This window comes from Halorarum salinum (genome assembly GCF_013402875.1).
In the GTDB taxonomy this organism is placed as follows: domain Archaea; phylum Halobacteriota; class Halobacteria; order Halobacteriales; family Haloferacaceae; genus Halorarum; species Halorarum salinum.
Window position 1 is genome coordinate 2,219,277 of sequence record NZ_CP058579.1, and the last position, 14,727, is coordinate 2,234,003.

General features: G+C 56.2%; 17 protein-coding genes. 11 read left to right on the forward strand and 6 right to left on the reverse strand.

Annotation, left to right across the window (positions count from 1 at the left end; translation table 11 throughout):
• Positions 1–69 precede the first annotated feature (69 nt).
• Together HUG12_RS10910 and HUG12_RS10915 are read left to right on the forward strand one after the other, a co-directional pair.
• On the forward strand, positions 70–1,122 hold the full coding sequence (locus HUG12_RS10910; RefSeq protein ID WP_246308032.1) for a DNA adenine methylase: 1,053 nt from the start codon (positions 70–72) through the stop codon (positions 1,120–1,122).
• Positions 1,123–1,344: 222 nt separating this feature from the next.
• Positions 1,345–2,121: a hypothetical protein gene (locus HUG12_RS10915; RefSeq protein ID WP_179268798.1), complete on the forward strand. Its 777-nt coding sequence runs from the start codon at positions 1,345–1,347 to the stop codon at positions 2,119–2,121.
• On the opposite strand, the gene HUG12_RS10920 is transcribed toward HUG12_RS10915, so the two are convergent.
• On the reverse strand, positions 2,118–2,822 hold the full coding sequence (locus tag HUG12_RS10920; RefSeq protein WP_179268799.1) for a hypothetical protein: 705 nt from the start codon (positions 2,820–2,822) through the stop codon (positions 2,118–2,120). The two genes, HUG12_RS10915 and HUG12_RS10920, sit on opposite strands and share 4 nt — an antisense overlap.
• A gap of 61 nt (positions 2,823–2,883) precedes the next feature.
• Complete coding sequence (locus tag HUG12_RS10925; protein WP_179268800.1) at positions 2,884–3,579, reverse strand: hypothetical protein; 696 nt, start codon at positions 3,577–3,579, stop codon at positions 2,884–2,886.
• 54 nt (positions 3,580–3,633) lie between these two features.
• Between HUG12_RS10925 and HUG12_RS10930 the strand changes: the two genes are divergently transcribed.
• The gene (locus HUG12_RS10930; protein WP_179268801.1) at positions 3,634–4,431 is read left to right on the forward strand and encodes a DUF2971 domain-containing protein; all 798 of its coding nucleotides are present in this window, start codon (positions 3,634–3,636) and stop codon (positions 4,429–4,431) included.
• Here the strand turns inward: HUG12_RS10930 and HUG12_RS10935 are convergent.
• Positions 4,428–5,102 carry a hypothetical protein gene (locus HUG12_RS10935; RefSeq protein WP_179268802.1) on the reverse strand — a complete coding sequence of 225 codons (675 nt, stop codon included), beginning with the start codon at positions 5,100–5,102 and terminating at the stop codon, positions 4,428–4,430. The genes HUG12_RS10930 and HUG12_RS10935 overlap by 4 nt on opposite strands.
• 1,038 nt (positions 5,103–6,140) lie before the next feature.
• Here HUG12_RS10935 and HUG12_RS10940 point away from each other — a divergent pair.
• The 8 genes from HUG12_RS10940 to HUG12_RS21725 all read left to right on the forward strand — a co-directional run bounded on the left by HUG12_RS10940 (position 6,141) and on the right by HUG12_RS21725 (position 10,924).
• Positions 6,141–6,380 carry a hypothetical protein gene (locus tag HUG12_RS10940; protein ID WP_179268803.1) on the forward strand — a complete coding sequence of 80 codons (240 nt, stop codon included), beginning with the start codon at positions 6,141–6,143 and terminating at the stop codon, positions 6,378–6,380.
• Positions 6,377–6,712, forward strand: coding sequence for a helix-turn-helix transcriptional regulator (locus HUG12_RS10945; protein WP_179268804.1), 336 nt, complete (start codon positions 6,377–6,379; stop codon positions 6,710–6,712). Before HUG12_RS10940 ends, HUG12_RS10945 begins: the two co-directional genes overlap by 4 nt.
• The gene (locus tag HUG12_RS10950) at positions 6,709–7,509 is read left to right on the forward strand and encodes a phage N-6-adenine-methyltransferase (protein WP_246308033.1); all 801 of its coding nucleotides are present in this window, start codon (positions 6,709–6,711) and stop codon (positions 7,507–7,509) included. The genes HUG12_RS10945 and HUG12_RS10950 overlap by 4 nt, the downstream gene beginning before the upstream one ends.
• Before the next feature lie 109 nt (positions 7,510–7,618).
• Entirely contained in the window at positions 7,619–8,101 is a 483-nt protein-coding gene (locus HUG12_RS21720; protein ID WP_246308034.1) for a hypothetical protein, read from the forward strand.
• On the forward strand, positions 8,098–8,688 hold the full coding sequence (locus HUG12_RS10960; protein WP_179268805.1) for a J domain-containing protein: 591 nt from the start codon (positions 8,098–8,100) through the stop codon (positions 8,686–8,688). Before HUG12_RS21720 ends, HUG12_RS10960 begins: the two co-directional genes overlap by 4 nt.
• Positions 8,681–9,688, forward strand: coding sequence for a tyrosine-type recombinase/integrase (locus HUG12_RS10965; RefSeq protein ID WP_218836304.1), 1,008 nt, complete (start codon positions 8,681–8,683; stop codon positions 9,686–9,688). Before HUG12_RS10960 ends, HUG12_RS10965 begins: the two co-directional genes overlap by 8 nt.
• Positions 9,689–9,989: 301 nt before the next feature.
• Positions 9,990–10,505: a hypothetical protein gene (locus HUG12_RS10970; protein WP_179268806.1), complete on the forward strand. Its 516-nt coding sequence runs from the start codon at positions 9,990–9,992 to the stop codon at positions 10,503–10,505.
• A complete protein-coding gene (locus tag HUG12_RS21725) occupies positions 10,502–10,924 on the forward strand; it encodes a hypothetical protein (protein ID WP_246308035.1) in 423 nt (140 codons plus the stop codon). The genes HUG12_RS10970 and HUG12_RS21725 overlap by 4 nt, the downstream gene beginning before the upstream one ends.
• A gap of 219 nt (positions 10,925–11,143) precedes the next feature.
• Here HUG12_RS21725 and HUG12_RS10980 read toward each other — a convergent pair whose 3' ends face one another.
• The 3 genes from HUG12_RS10980 to HUG12_RS10990 all read right to left on the reverse strand — a co-directional run bounded on the left by HUG12_RS10980 (position 11,144) and on the right by HUG12_RS10990 (position 14,691).
• Positions 11,144–12,361, reverse strand: a complete 1,218-nt coding sequence (locus tag HUG12_RS10980; RefSeq protein WP_179268807.1) for an MFS transporter — start codon at positions 12,359–12,361, stop codon at positions 11,144–11,146.
• 332 nt (positions 12,362–12,693) lie between these two features.
• Positions 12,694–13,773, reverse strand: coding sequence for a sensor histidine kinase (locus HUG12_RS10985; protein ID WP_179268808.1), 1,080 nt, complete (start codon positions 13,771–13,773; stop codon positions 12,694–12,696).
• A gap of 495 nt (positions 13,774–14,268) precedes the next feature.
• Positions 14,269–14,691: a hypothetical protein gene (locus HUG12_RS10990; RefSeq protein ID WP_179268809.1), complete on the reverse strand. Its 423-nt coding sequence runs from the start codon at positions 14,689–14,691 to the stop codon at positions 14,269–14,271.
• Between the last annotated feature and the right edge of the window lie 36 nt (positions 14,692–14,727).

Genomic DNA, 14,727 nt, shown 5'->3' on the forward strand with positions numbered 1-14,727 from the left:
ACCGCTTCACTTTCACTTCACCTCCATGGCCCGACCATTTACCTAGCGAACCAGTTCGAACGATTGCAAATGCCCGAGAGCAAGTCGAGGCGAGTTTCCATCAACCTCGATAACGAAGCCGACCGCTGGCGGTACGTCTGCCCCCAAGGTCACCGCAACTGGGAACCGACGAACAATCACTTCTGGTGCCAGAGCTGCGCGGCGAGCTGGCAGGACGTCGACGCGGAATTCAGCGAACTCTACGACCAGCGGGACGAACGGTCGCTTCCCCGCGACGCCGTGTTTCTGGTGACGTCTGCTGGTAGCTACCGCGACCTCTACAAGAACGGAGGGCACGCCTGGATGGCGGACGCCGTGTTCCCGTACCCCGGCGGGAAGTCCCGCCTCGCGTCGTGGATCCTCGACCTCGTGCCCGAGCACGACTGTTTCGTCACCGTCTTCGGCGGCGCTGGCGGCGTGCTCGTGAACAAGGACCCGGACACCAGCACCGTCGAGGTGTACAACGACCGGGACGGCGACCTGGTCCACTTCTTCGAGACGCTCCGGGAACGGACGGACGAACTCGTCGACTGGCTCGGAGACGTCCCCTATTCGCGAGAGGTCCACAAGAACTGGGCGGACCACTTCTTCCGGGGCTACCGCCCACTGGACGACGTCGAGCGCGCCGGACGATTCTTCTACCTTCGATACTCCCAGTTCGGTGCGAAGTACGATGCACCGAATGGTTTCGGGACGAGTAAGGTAAGCAGTCGGGCGTTGAGCTACTCAAACAAGATCGACCGGCTCCATGAGTTCGCCGACCGGTTCAACGACGTCGTCGTCGAGCACCTGGACTGGGCGGCGGTGCTCTCGAAGTATGACCAGCCCGAGACGGTCTTCTACTGTGACCCGCCCTACATCGGGGTGGAGGACGAGTATCCGGTGTCGGAGGTTGACCACGAGGAACTGGTTCGACGGATGAAGGCGCTGGAGGGGTCCTGTATTTGCTCGTACGAGGACCTCCCGGAGAACGTGGACGGGCTGTATCTGGTGGGTCGAGACGAGAAGCGGTTCATCAACAATGGGATTTCGGGGTCCGCGAAGGAGGCGAGGGAGCATCTGCTGCTGAACTTCGATCCTTAAGCGGCGTCGATTTTTCACCTCTTCAAGGATGGTAAAGGAATCACCTTCACAGGACAAAAACTGCCAAATTGAGGTTGCTTGAGTAGTATTTCACTTCCACTGCGGCCCATGCTTACTTACTTGTTGTTGCACGCCAAAACAGACATTGAAAGCAGCTCACGAAAGAGGACAGAGACTTATACCTTAAGGGCTGAAACAAACTCAGTCAGACAATACCCCATCATGCAAGTTCCAAACGTCGGGATTGACGCCCTGCAACAGGTGGCAGGACTTCTAGCCACAATCCTCGGTACATTTCTGGGTGCAATGGCGACGTTATTCCTCCAACGCGTTCTCCCAAACCGATTCAAACTGAAACTTCGCTATTATGCCGGTTATATCGATAAGCGACTTTTTAATGGCGATTTTACAATCAGCACAAAATTAGTTCGGAGCTATACCGTGGAAGAAGATGTCGAGTTATATGAGCTAAGTAATGAGCTCTGGGAGCGTTTTCGGACTCAAGCAACAGGCATGAATGACCATTTTGAGTTTACTCGTGATCGCGGTGGAACTTCTTATGATGTAGACGTTCGCCTTTTCCACGAGCCAGGCTCTGATTCCCCTGAGATCTCTTTAGAGTCCCACGATATGACTGATATTGAGCCGGATGGGGGTACAGAAAGGTACGTGAATTCAATCCGAATTGAGGTTGATTCACGGCTCCCTTACAGCGGTCTGAAAAATAAGCTATTTCGGGCGTACGATCTTCTGCGCGACGTTGAGTCCGAAGTGCCTGTTGAAACAGAAGGAGGCACGTATTCGTTATCTTGTGAAACCGGAGAACCTCCAGTAATCAGCGGTATGCTTAGTGAGATGAATTTCTCAAATATCAAGGCGTTTGATGGTACACTTGAATTTGAATACAACGAGGAGGAGGTCAAGGTGAGAAACTACGAGGAGGGTGAAGTGGATGAGGTAATTGAAACAGTATATAAGATGGCGACTTTGTTTGGCTAATTCAAATTCGGCAATACAATTCTGGTCCAATACCTCTCCATTTCCGCGTCATCCCAGTCTCCCCAGAACACAACAGCATCATTTTTCACAGTTATTCCAACTTTCCTCTCAAATGACCTTGACTCGAAGATCACCCAACGTTTATTCCCCCGTTGATTGAACTCATCTGCTGGACCTGATTCACCTAGGGCCCCAGCAAGAGATGCGCTGGTTGTATTCTCATCAATAGAATCATACGTAGCCCGAGACTCTACGTGACCGTCATCGCGAAGAATCGAAGTTAACTCCTCTTCGGAAATCTCAACCCTGGTCATTCCAAGACTGTCCGTGGTATCAGGACTGGACGGATCTGGACCAAGTCCGAAGAAGTCGAGCAGCCTCGATGCAATTTCGCTTTGATAATCTCCTTTAGCTACTACGAGAACAGCCCCTTCGCCGACAGAATCTGTAAATCTAATTCGGGATTGCTTTCGTTCTCTTTCGTATGTTACGTCATCCCATCCAGGACGCTTTTGCTCAACTTCATAGATAATAGCACAGGAAACCCCATTTGTCGTACGGTTAATCGCTTCGAACTTTGTCCGAAGCGGTCCATTTGCACGCTCAGAGCGCCGTTCTAGCTGTACCTCTGAAAGTCGGGAAATAAGATCTTCACTCTCAAAACCTCCCTCAATCTCATATATGGCGGTCGACACTGGCATTGTCTTGCTGGGTAGTTGTTAGCTTATCATATAATTATTGTGTAACCTGGCTCCAGTAGAATTACTTTGCCTCTAAATGTGGAATGATCTCCTCAATAACGTACTTCGTATATTGCTCAGTGGAAAAATTACTTGGCTGATATATCTCTACATAGGAGGTTTCTGAGGCAAACATACGGATCGGGAGTGAATTAAACTCATAATCAAGGCCAATCTGGTTTTTCTTTGCGGCGTTCAGGGTGTCTCCTACCACTTCATCGTGAAGGAGCGAGTCTCCGTGGACGACACCATTTTCAGCGGAGCCAAGATTATCGTAGAAGCCGATCTTCCAGGGGTTGGCATCTCCATTACTGGAGTTTTTTCGCTCAATGAACTCATCAACATTGAAATTGGAAGGTGTAATTGAGATAGAGGAGTGATTACGAAGTACTTCTATTGCAAAATTACCTGCACTACTCGAAACAGCGAAAAACTTCCCTGGGTGGTAGAGAAAATCAGTGACCTGAACGACCTTCTCCTCATCAGTGTACTCAGCGATCCCATCTTCTCTAATCCTTGGGTCATCAACCTCCACTATGCGCTCGACGGCGACTTTTCCTTGTTGGACAACAGAGTTATCTTCTAATCCAATTTCCCTATCAACCTCAATAGCTTCAGTCACTGAATCAAATTTAGCACCATCTGGAAGTTCTACGGCCTTTTGAAAGTCAGTAATCCTCGTATCTGACTCTGCTATATGAATAACTCCGGCTTTCATGGCCGGAACTCGTATCGACAATAGTTATAACTATTGCATATTGTAGTGGTAATTATGGGGTATACTAGACACCCATCTTGTAATCCTCCGGGGACAGATGACCCGGACAAAATTTGGAGATATATGGACTTCACACAACTTGTGTCCTTACTGGAAAACGATGAACTCTACTTCCCTAGAGCCGACAGTCTCGAAGATCCATTTGAAGGATCACTTCCTGTATCTCATAAAAATAATGTCAGAGAAGAAATTTTTAATGAAAAATCTGTAAACTGGGCTGTTCAGCACCTTCCAAAATTCAGAAAGATATGCCGTAAGTTTACCTTCCTTAGCTGTTGGCACATGAATAGGGGAGAATCTGCAGCCATGTGGGATATCTACCTTAAGTCTAACCAAGGAATCTGCATACAGTCAACCATAGACGACTTGATTGAGGGTCTAAATACTGAATACAACGTCTATTTAAGTAAGGTAAAATACATAGACTACACCGACGCAAAAATACCCGGGTGGACTGGCCTTGGAGACACGATTTCACCGTTCATCTACAAGAGAGAAAGCTTCAAACATGAATCTGAAGTTCGGGCGATTATCCATGAGCTTCCTTGGCATTATTCAGATGAGGGTGGGAAAATAACGTCGGAGGATATCGGCGATGAGGATTTAGAAGAAGGTGACTATGAATCGGGGAAAACTGTTGACGTAGATTTGGATAGATTGATCAATTCAATTCGAGTTTCTCCACAGGCTCAACCATGGGTAGCAGAACTAACGGAAGATGTTTGTGAGACATACGGGCTAGGAGCTGACTTTGTCGTTGATTCTCCGATGGAAAGAGAACCCTATCATTAGGCCATCACAAAATCGAATGCTAACTTGGCTGCAGTCATCACCGCGAGATCACCCTGTACAATTACTATATTGTCTTGAACCGTGATTTTGATACCCTCTTCAGAGGAAGCCAATTCCCCACCTTCTGTTGTATTCATCAATTCATTCTTCTGATTAGGGCTTCCTGTTTGATCTAAGCTAAATGGGTCCGAATCTGAATCTATTTCAACTGAACCCTCACTAGTGGAATCAGGCAAACTCATTCTATTAGCATCTATATCAAGGGATTTTAACATCTGCTCGCCAGCGATATCAGTGTGTGATTGAAGGAATAACGTATCTCCAATATTCACAAAATAGATGTTTTCTGCGTCGGATTTCACAATACGCTTTCTCTTCTTTTTTAGTTTATCCTCAGTCTCTTTAAGCTCCATTTGATGAAACCGGTCAATATGCAGATAATACTCTTTTGCCTGCTGATTATCACCACTATCCTCATCAACTTCTCCGACAACCTCTGTCGCATCAATTATACAATTTCCAAGGTGGACAGTATTACCACGAAAATCTCCTTTTCCTTTCAAATCAACCTTAACCCTTTGAGTAGTTCCTACATCTTCATCGAAACTTGCAATATACATTCCGGTCTTAATATCCAAATCCGAATTAAAGACTTCAAACGTGTGTTCCATAGTACATGAGGTCTTATACCAGCATGCCTTAAATTTTTGTAGTTTACACCGGTGTAGAAGAGATTAATGCAGAACTGTAGAGATCCGTTAAGAGGGCTGATGGTCTTGAATATCTAGAGTCTTCGTTTAAAATGTAATCTAGTATAGTATGGACCCTTAGGTGGGTTCCTGACATAGTTTTACTACCATTCCGCACATGGCTCGCTCTTAATTCAAATTCAGCCATACGCTGTGGCCACGTGACAGGGACAAATACTCAAAACGGCGCTTACTCAACGAAAAGTACGAATAGCCCGAGCGAGCAGACGAGAATCAATGCGACAACCCCCCAAAGGAGCTTCTCTATCGTCCGGATGGGAAGCATATCAGTCCTTGACTTCCTTATGGAGGAACGCGCGCCCCTCGTCGGTAAGCCACCACGCTCGACCCTGACCAATTTTCTTGCTATCCAAAAGCCCTCGATGCTGAAGGTCACGGAGTCGCTGGTACGTTCCCGTATCTCCAATGGAGAGCTTCTCGGATATCTCCGGAGAGGCAAGCACTGGATCAGGGGAATCCGCGAAAACCGTGAGAATATCGGCATCAGAGACAGTCGGCTTGCGGCCCCCAGGCATAATAATACGGTTCGAGATTCCGGTGACTATAATCTGCCTGTCATAATCTACCCCAGCGTAGTTAGTTACTCCAGAAACACTAAGTACTCTCCGTATAACGGACCTGTTACGGGGCGAACACGCGGCGCTGTCGCTCCGCGACAAGTCGCCGTAGAATGCGGACCCGGTGTAGACGCACCGGCCCGCGTGAGGTCCCGTATCCGAGGTACGGCACCCATGTACGAAACTCTCGCCGGGGAACTTCAAGACCCCGTTCGACCGGACGCACCACCGCCCACTTCTGGAGTACCACGTCCCGACAGTGACCTGACCAACCGCGACGCCCCCAGTCCTTCCACAAACCGGGACGTCGCGGTGAGGGTCACGACCCTGAATCGCCCGCGCAGTACGCGCGAAAAGCACGACTCGCAGTACGACCAGAGCCATGTCTAACAACGCCACGCAGTCCGAAAAGTGTACCGAGGGTAACGATACCGACGAGACACCTATTCACGAGATCGGCACGATCCGCCACGTCGTCGTAGGCGAGGAGACCGTCCGCCTCGAAAGTACGAGCGAAGGGGTCGAGTTCCGCTTTTTGACGCCCGAACTCGCCCGTGGAACCGCCCAAGGGCTCCTGCCGGACGGCTACTCCGTCGTTCGCGACGACGAGGTGCGCAGATGAGCGCCGACCTCGACGATGGGTCAGCCATCGAGTGGACCGACCTCACCGCGTTCGAGGGGAACGTCCTCTACGCCATCGCCCGCCTGCAGAGCCACGAGGAGACCTCCTACGGGCTCGCAATCAAGCGCGTCCTGCAGGACCTCTACGGGAAGGAGATCAACCACGGCCGACTCTACCCGGCGCTCGACGACCTCAACGAGTACGGCCTCGTCGAGAAGTCCGCGCTGGACAAGCGGACGAACGAGTATCTCCTGACCGATGCCGGCCGCCAGCTCCTCCGCGAGCGCATCGACCTGCTCGCCGACGCGGTCGTCGGGGGTGATGAGGTGTGAGCGACGAGCCCCTTCTGGCGCTCGCCGAGAAACTCGACCAGCGGGCGGATAAGTTCGCCAAGGCGGCGAACTGTGCTGACGGTCAGCTCGAGGTGACAGTCGCGGACGTTCGGGCCGACACGTACGCCGAATCCGCAGCCATCGCCCGCGAGATGGCCAATGAATCCGAGGACGTGGACGTAGGAGACAGTACTGCGACCGACGGCGGGTCAGTGCTTCAAGGCCACCGCCAGGAGACCGAGGATAACGAGTACGCGACGCCGCCGGAGATCTGGCGCCCGCTGGCCCGCGCCACCGGCGGGTTCGACGTCGACCCGGCGAGCGGGGCGGAGCCAGTTTCCATCGCCCCCATACGCTACACGGAGGCCGAGGACGGCCTCTCGAAAGCATGGGAGGGGTCGGTGTTTCTCAACCCGCCGTGGTCGTCGAACGGCGATGGGAGCGCGAAGGAGACGTGGCTCCGGAAGGCCCGGAACGAGGCGAACCGTGCGAAGGTCGACGTGGTTGTCGTCGTTCTCCCGGCGGACACGTCCGCACACTGGTTCCACGACCACGTGCTCGCCGCCGAAGCGGTCTGTCTCGTCGGCCCTGGACGCATCCCCTTCGTTGGCGAGGATCGAAACCCATCGTTCCAGCTCGCGGTCGCGGCGTTCGGCGACGTCGACCGTGACCTCGTCGACGCCCTCGAGACGCTCGGAGCTGTCATCCGTGGACACACCGTCGTCGACGACACTACCCAAGCATCGCTTGGGGCGATTGACGAGGCCTCGACTGTCTCAGGGGGTGATAGACGATGAACAAATCCGAGCGTGCCCCGCTGGCTTACGTTGTTGCGGACGGAAGCTTCGTTCTCTTCGGAGGCGGCGACGCCTGGGCGAAGACCGACCTGGTCGCGGAGGTCCGGAGATGAACGCCGACCCCGCCTCGTTCCCCAACGAAGCAGGGAGCGACGCGCGCGCCATCGCCGACGGCGGTGAAGATCTGCCCCACTTCTGCGATATCTGCGGAACCGGGTTTCGAACGATCGCCGGCCTCGCTGACCACGACTGTAACGAACAGCCGGTCGTGACCGACGGCGGGACAAAACTCGACGTGCATCGCTACAGGGTAGGGCGCCCCGCCTCGGTCACCTACGGCCCAGGCTCGTCGGACGGCGACGACTGGGAACTCCGGTTTTCGACGATCGGCGGCGAGCGCATTGTCGCGGAGCTCGCCCGGGAGCAGATGTACGAACTGTGGATCGAGGTGAAGGGCGTGCCGTGGCCGAAGTCAGTCGACGACTACCGCCGGCGGGACGACCTTCTCGGGGAACTCGTCGAGCGGGCGAATATGGCGTGCAATGAACAGCTCCGTGACGCGCTCACCGCCATCGGAGGTGAGACGCAGTGACGTCGCTCGACTGGCCGGCGGAGTTCCGGCGAACTCCGCCGGCGGACCGCTCGCCGAACCGGAGCTTCGAGGTGTCGCTTCACGATGCCGTCGAGGATCTCGCCAAGGAGATGGGTCGTCTCGACGTCGACGACTGGCGACTCTCGACCGCAATGGACCACCAGACGCGGAACCCGAACTACCCGTACGCGAATCAGCCCGAACCGGACGACCCGGGCGTCGTCCTCCGCTGGTCGATGGACGGCGACCAGTTCGCCGTCGCGTGCGACTGGTACAACCGCGTTCGGGATAACCTCCGGTCCGTCGGCCTCTACGTCGCCGAGAAGCGGAAGATGGGGACCCGTCCCGTGACCACGGGCGAGACGGAGTTCGCGAACGCTCGACTGCCGCCGGGCGACGACGAGGAGTCCGCGGTTCCCGTCACTCCCAGTCCACACAGCGTGCTCGGCGTCGATCGCGGCGCCGACGACGAGGAGGTGAACGCGGCCGCGCGGGAGTTGCTGAAGGAGCACCACCCGGACCATGGAGGCGAACGTCAGGCGTTCATGCGCGTCAAGTGGGCCAGGGAGGTGATTCTCAGTGAATAGAAGCCCACCCTCGGACCTCACTATCACCGAAGCCATCGAACTCTACATCCATCGCAAGAGCCCGGACTGGAAGGGTGAGACCGAGCGGACGTACCGCCGGAACCTCCGGGTCTTCGAGGACTACGCCGCCGAGAACGACCTCGAAACGATCGAGGACCTCACACGCTGGACGATCGGCGGCTTCACCGACTACCTCCTGGAGCAGGACTTCGCCCGCGTCACCGTCGCGAGCCGGCAGAAGACGGCCAAGACGTGGTTGAAGTACCTCGAATCCCAGGGTGTCCTCGACCTTGGCCTCCATCTCGCGATTGACACCATCAAGACCACGGACGAGGAGGAGTCATCCGACCAGCAGCTCGCGCCGTCGGACGCCCGCGACCTCCTCGCCTTCTATCGGAACAGTACTGCGTGGCGCGGAACCCGCCGGCACGCGATGCTGGAGATCTTCTGGCATGTCGGGTGTCGGTCTTCCGCGGTCCGCGGGCTGGATATCGACGACTACGAGGACGGTGTCCTGAAGTTCCGGAACCGCCCCGACACTGGGACGCGGCTAAAGAGCGGCAACGAGCACGAGCGGAACGTCGTGCTCTCGGAGAAACCGCGGAAGGTTCTCGAGCTCTTCATCGCTCGTGAGCGCATCAACAAGCGTGACGAGCACGGGCGCGCGCCGCTGTTCACCAGTCGGCGGGGACGGCCGACGCTCAACACGATTCGAAGCTGGATGTACCTGACGACACAGCCGTGCATGGCCGTCGAGTGCCGCACGGCAACCGGCGGCCGAACTGCGAATACGTTCCCCGTGACCAAGCTAGCAAGTGCCCGTCGACGCGTGGTCCGCATGCGATTCGCCACGGGTCGATCACGTGGCAGCGGAATCTCGGCTTCGACGAGGATACCGTCGCTGCGCGGGTGGCGGCGACTCCGCAGGTCATCCGGCGGTACTACGACGACCCCGACTTCGACGACGAGCTCGAACGCCGTCGTTCGGAGACCGAGGTGATCGACATCGAGGAGCATCTCCACCCGACGGATCTGGGGGCGGAAGAGGAGGATGCCTGACCATGTTTAGAAGCTCTCAGACGGGCGATATAGTACGAATTCCGGCACGGGAATCGCCCTCCGACCCCACTCCATTTAAATACTGAGCGACAGCCGTACTCGGCAAATTCACCGCTCAGATCCTTCGACGGGGCCCTCTGGAAGCGAGGGTCAAATCGGGTCTCAATACTTGCGGGAAATCTGAGAAGTCGGGCCTATCGAGCCCGTCGTACCGGCGATGATCTCCTCGGAGGTGAGCTTCGTTGACCGCCTCCTCCGGGGGCGCCCTCGCGCACGCGAAGGCGATCGGGCACGACGTCGAGGAGTTCGTCGTCGACGCGATCGACGCGTTCGAACTCGCGTACGAAACCGACGTGCACCACGACGCGATCGTCACCGAGCCCGTCAGCTGTGACCTCGAGGCCGCCGGTGGCGTCCCGGTCGTCTTCGTTGGCCTGGTCACGCTCGAGGCCGACCAGCTCGTCGAGGTCAAAGCGTGCGTCCGGAGTGCGTCGAACGGCGACGCGACCACGCCCGGCCGATGGCTGTTCAAGGGAGCCGACGAGGGGCAGCACGGCGCGCTCGTCGATGAGGACGCCGTCTACGCGCTCACAGTCTACGATGGAGAAGGTGCGTCGCGGGAGTTGCTCGCGATCGTTCCCGCAGACGTCGTCGACGAGCTCATCTCCGACTCCTGGTACGGCGTCGACCGGCGGGAGAACTGGGTCGCGAAACTCGGCTGGACGCACGTCCTCGACGAGGAGGTGGTCCGGGCGTGACGTCCGACCGCTTCACCGAATCGTTCCCCAGCCTTCGCGAAGAGATCGGCGAGGACCCGGCGCGGTTCCTGGACGTCCCGCTGCTCGGATCGACCGGCGCGTCGACGCCGTTCGGGCTCGCCCGAGCCCGGATCCGCGGCATCGACGAGATCGGCACGGCAAAGGCGTGGCTCGCAGTCGAGCGCGCGCTCGGTCGAGGTGACGATGACGGTCCGCGTGAGCGGGTCGTCGACCTCCTCGAGGCGCGGATCGACGATCTCGAGGAGCACGGCGAGCGTCCGAGCAACGAGCAGCTGGTGATGAGTTGGGGCGGCTGGGCCCAAACGTCGACGGGGCGCGAGACGTTCCTGCAGAACTACCTCGGGCCAGTCCCCGACCACGTTACAGCGCAGGCGTTCGACGAACTTCCGCTGGCGTAACTCCCTCCAGTTTTCCTGAGCTAACGGCTCTGTTGAAAACCTCAAAGAGCGCCTTATTGAATCCCTCTAGCGGTGATAGGTCCCCAGAATCCTGCTGAATAAATAGCGCAAATTCATCAGTACAATCACTTCGACCCGTTAGACGGAACGAACCAACCGTGGCACGTCAGTTTACGCTGCCCACTCGGTCAGAGTTTTGATAGAGGTACTGTGTCACGGTCACTCGCGCATACGCCGTAAGGCCCCCCCGGCGAGAACGACGACGACCCCGGCAGTAGAGAGTATCACCAAGCCGGGAATGAACGACCCCGTGACCTCATGGAACGTACCGATGAGTACTGGTCCGAGGAATCCACCGATTTCGCCAACTGAAAAGACAAACCCCATAGCCGTCCCGGTGAGCCGCGCACCGACTCCATCTAGATCCGGAGGTATCGCTCGAATGAGTGGCGAGAGCCCGCCCACTCCGATACCGGTGACGACAACGCCAGCGAACATCAAAAATCGTACACCTCCTAGCACTATCCCGACAATTCCAATGCAGGTGATACTTCCACACGTTATCAAGGCCGCTTGGCGGGCGGAATATCGATCGGCGATTGCGGGAACGGACAGGATCCCGACAGCAACGGCTGCAACGAATACACTCGTGGTTTGACCAGCCCGGTCCGGTGAAAGTCCACGTGATTCCAAAATTGTTGGAAGCCAGCCCTGGACACCGTGGTTGACGAACAGATACATCGTCCCGATGATGACGATGAGTTGAAGCTCTCTGTGCGAGAGGATGAGCCCGAGGTCGTGGCTGATCGAGTCGACCGAGAACGACGAATCGTGCTCGGCGGTGCGATCGTCAATTCCTGCCTGCCATGCAACGGCGAACCAGATTACAGCATAGCCGACCGCGATGAGACCGCTCCAGAAAAAGAGGGGGCGCCATCCACCGAGCAGCGGACCGAATATTGGCCGACCGACACTGAATACGCCAGCCGATCCCACGGAGGCTCCGATGAGATAGATCGAGGACGGGAGGCCAGTTCGCTCTGGGGGAAAGAGAAACGAAACGAGCTTTGGGAGTCCAAACGTGATTGCGGTCGCGCCGACGCCAATCAGAAGGGTGAATGCAAGGAGCGACGGGAATCCCTGTGCGATACTTCGGCCGATTTGGGCGACACCGTAAATCAGGATACCGGTCGCAAGACTTCGGCCGGGTCCCACACGGTCGATGATAATCCCCGAAAACAGCGCGAGTGGAATATAGGTTAACGGGACTGCACCGACTAGTACGCCAGCCTGTGTGCCAGTGAGACCCATTTCCGAAATGATCGGAGAGAGATAGGCCGGCAGTGAGAACCAGATAAACATCAGGCACGTATATCCAAACGACGCAGTGACGACTAGTCCGTACGCATGACGGGTCTCATCTGCCAGCTTCCCCATCGAAGAGGCAGTTTCAAAGAGACGAATATAAGCCTATTTACTCCACGAGGAGCGCGAGGAACCAGTGTACTGAATACACCCTCTATATGCAGCAAGTCACTCCTGGCAGAGATCGGATAGTTCTGTCAGTTAATGCTGAATACAGGGCGCTTGTGCAGCACTGAACTCGCGGAGACAGAAACTGAATCAAGTTGACACAGAGAGTGATAGAACTGGTCGTCGCACTCGCAGCGACCTTTCCGACCCTCTAAGACTTCACTGAGAAATAGTGATGTGGGCAAAAGCCTTCGATCAGTTCCGTTTCCTTCAGGCGATCTCTACCAGATGGGATATCACCGAGCCATCGTGGCCGGGAGTCGCAACTCGACGACGGCACCCTGAGGATCGTTCTCCCGGAAGTCGAGTTCGCCCCCGGACCTCATGACCGTCCAATAGATCACCCAAAGGCCGAGTCCTTCCCCGTGTGATAGCTGCGTCTCAGTCGGTTGAAAGAGCGCATTTACTTCGTCGAGAGGCAACCCGCTGCCCGTATCGGCGATCGAAAGCCGCACCTGCTCCGTTTGAACTGGGCTCGAACACTCGATCGCGATTTCGACCTCCCCGTCGTTGTGGATGACCGCGTTCTCGAGCGCTTCATCGATCGCCCGCGGAAGCGCCGAGTGCCCGCGAATCGTGTACCCTTCTGGAATCTCTGTCGAGACGGGAACCTCCGGGTGGTCCCGTCTGAACCGCTGGACACGCTCGTCGACGAGTTTCCGAACCGGGAACTTCTGGATCGTATCATCCTCCCAAATCGAAACGATCCGCCGGGAGCTCTCGCTCAGATTAAGAAGCTCCTCCAAATGGTCCTTCACCCGCCGGACGTCCGGATTATCCGACCCGAGTTTCGCTTCTACATTCTCCAGATGGCCGAGGGCGATGGCTAGCTCATTTCGCAAGTTGTGCCGGAGGACGCGCTGATTCACGTTGAGCAACTTCGTGAGTTCGCGGACGTGTTCGGACTCCTCCTCCGACTCGACTACACACAAGTTCGCCTGTCCCCCGTACGCTCCCCCGAGCACTCCACCAAAGAGAACCATGAACTGTGACTCCGGGAAGGCTGGGTGTTGGACGAACTGAATACTGGTGATCGCGAGGCCAAGGAGTGCGAACGCAAAGATCGATAGACAGGTCTTGATTAGCGCGTGGCGCGATCCGCTGTCGGAGATATCGCGGGTGGTGAGGTCATAGCCGGAGTAGATGATAACGCACGATAGCGACGCTATGATGATCGCTTCCAGTACCGTTCCGAATCTCGTCCCCTCGGTCAAAAGGTGAACGACGGAGAGGCCGAGGCCGGTAGAACCCAGCATGTAAAATCCACTGGCGGGCCACAGCTCCCGCCTGGATGCAGTGCCGAACGCGTTCGTCATACCCTCTACCTTAAGGGATACTGTATAATTTTGTCTCTTTGTAGTGGTACTTTGTATAGGTATGACATAAAAATATAGTATTGAATCGAGGATCAGATAAAATTATCATCTTCTCCCCGGCCTCCGAATTCGAATTAATGCTCATGAGATGCCATAGACCGCGAATTACGCAGATCCTCGCACTACTACACTCCCTAACACTTTCGGGCAATCCTTGCCTCCCGACCAGGTCGAAACTGTATCACTACGGTCATATTCGAGACCACTTCCACCTTACATAAATGTACTTACCATTTACCGAGCGAACCAGTCCGGATGAATGCAAATGCCCGAGAGCAAATCGAGGCGAGTTACCATCAACCTCGATAACGAAACCGATCGCTGGCGGTACGTCTGCCCACAGGGACATCGCAACTGGGAACCGACGAACAATCACTTCTGGTGCCAAAGCTGCGCGGCGAGCTGGCAGGAAGTCGACGCGGAATTCAGTAAACTCTACGACCAACGGGACGAGCAGACGCTCCCTCGCGACGCCGTGTTCCTGGTCACCTCGGCCTTCACCTCGCGATTGACACCATCAAGACCACGGACGAGGAGGAGTCCTCCGACCAGCAGCTCGCGCCGTCGGACGCCCGCGACCTCCTCGCGTTCTATCGGAACAGCACCGCGTGGCGCGGAACCCGCCGGCACGCGATGCTGGAGATCTTCTGGCACGTCGGGTGCCGGTCGTCCGCGGTCCGCGGGCTGGATATCGACGACTACGAGGACGGCGTCCTGAAGTTCCGGAACCGCCCCGACACCGGGACGCGGCTGAAGAGCGGCAACGAGCACGAGCGGAACGTCGTGCTCTCGGAGAAACCGCGGAAGGTTCTCGAGCTCTTCATCGCTCGTGAGCGCATCAACAAGCGTGACGAGCACGGGCGCGCGCCGCTGTTCACCAGTCGGCGGGGACGG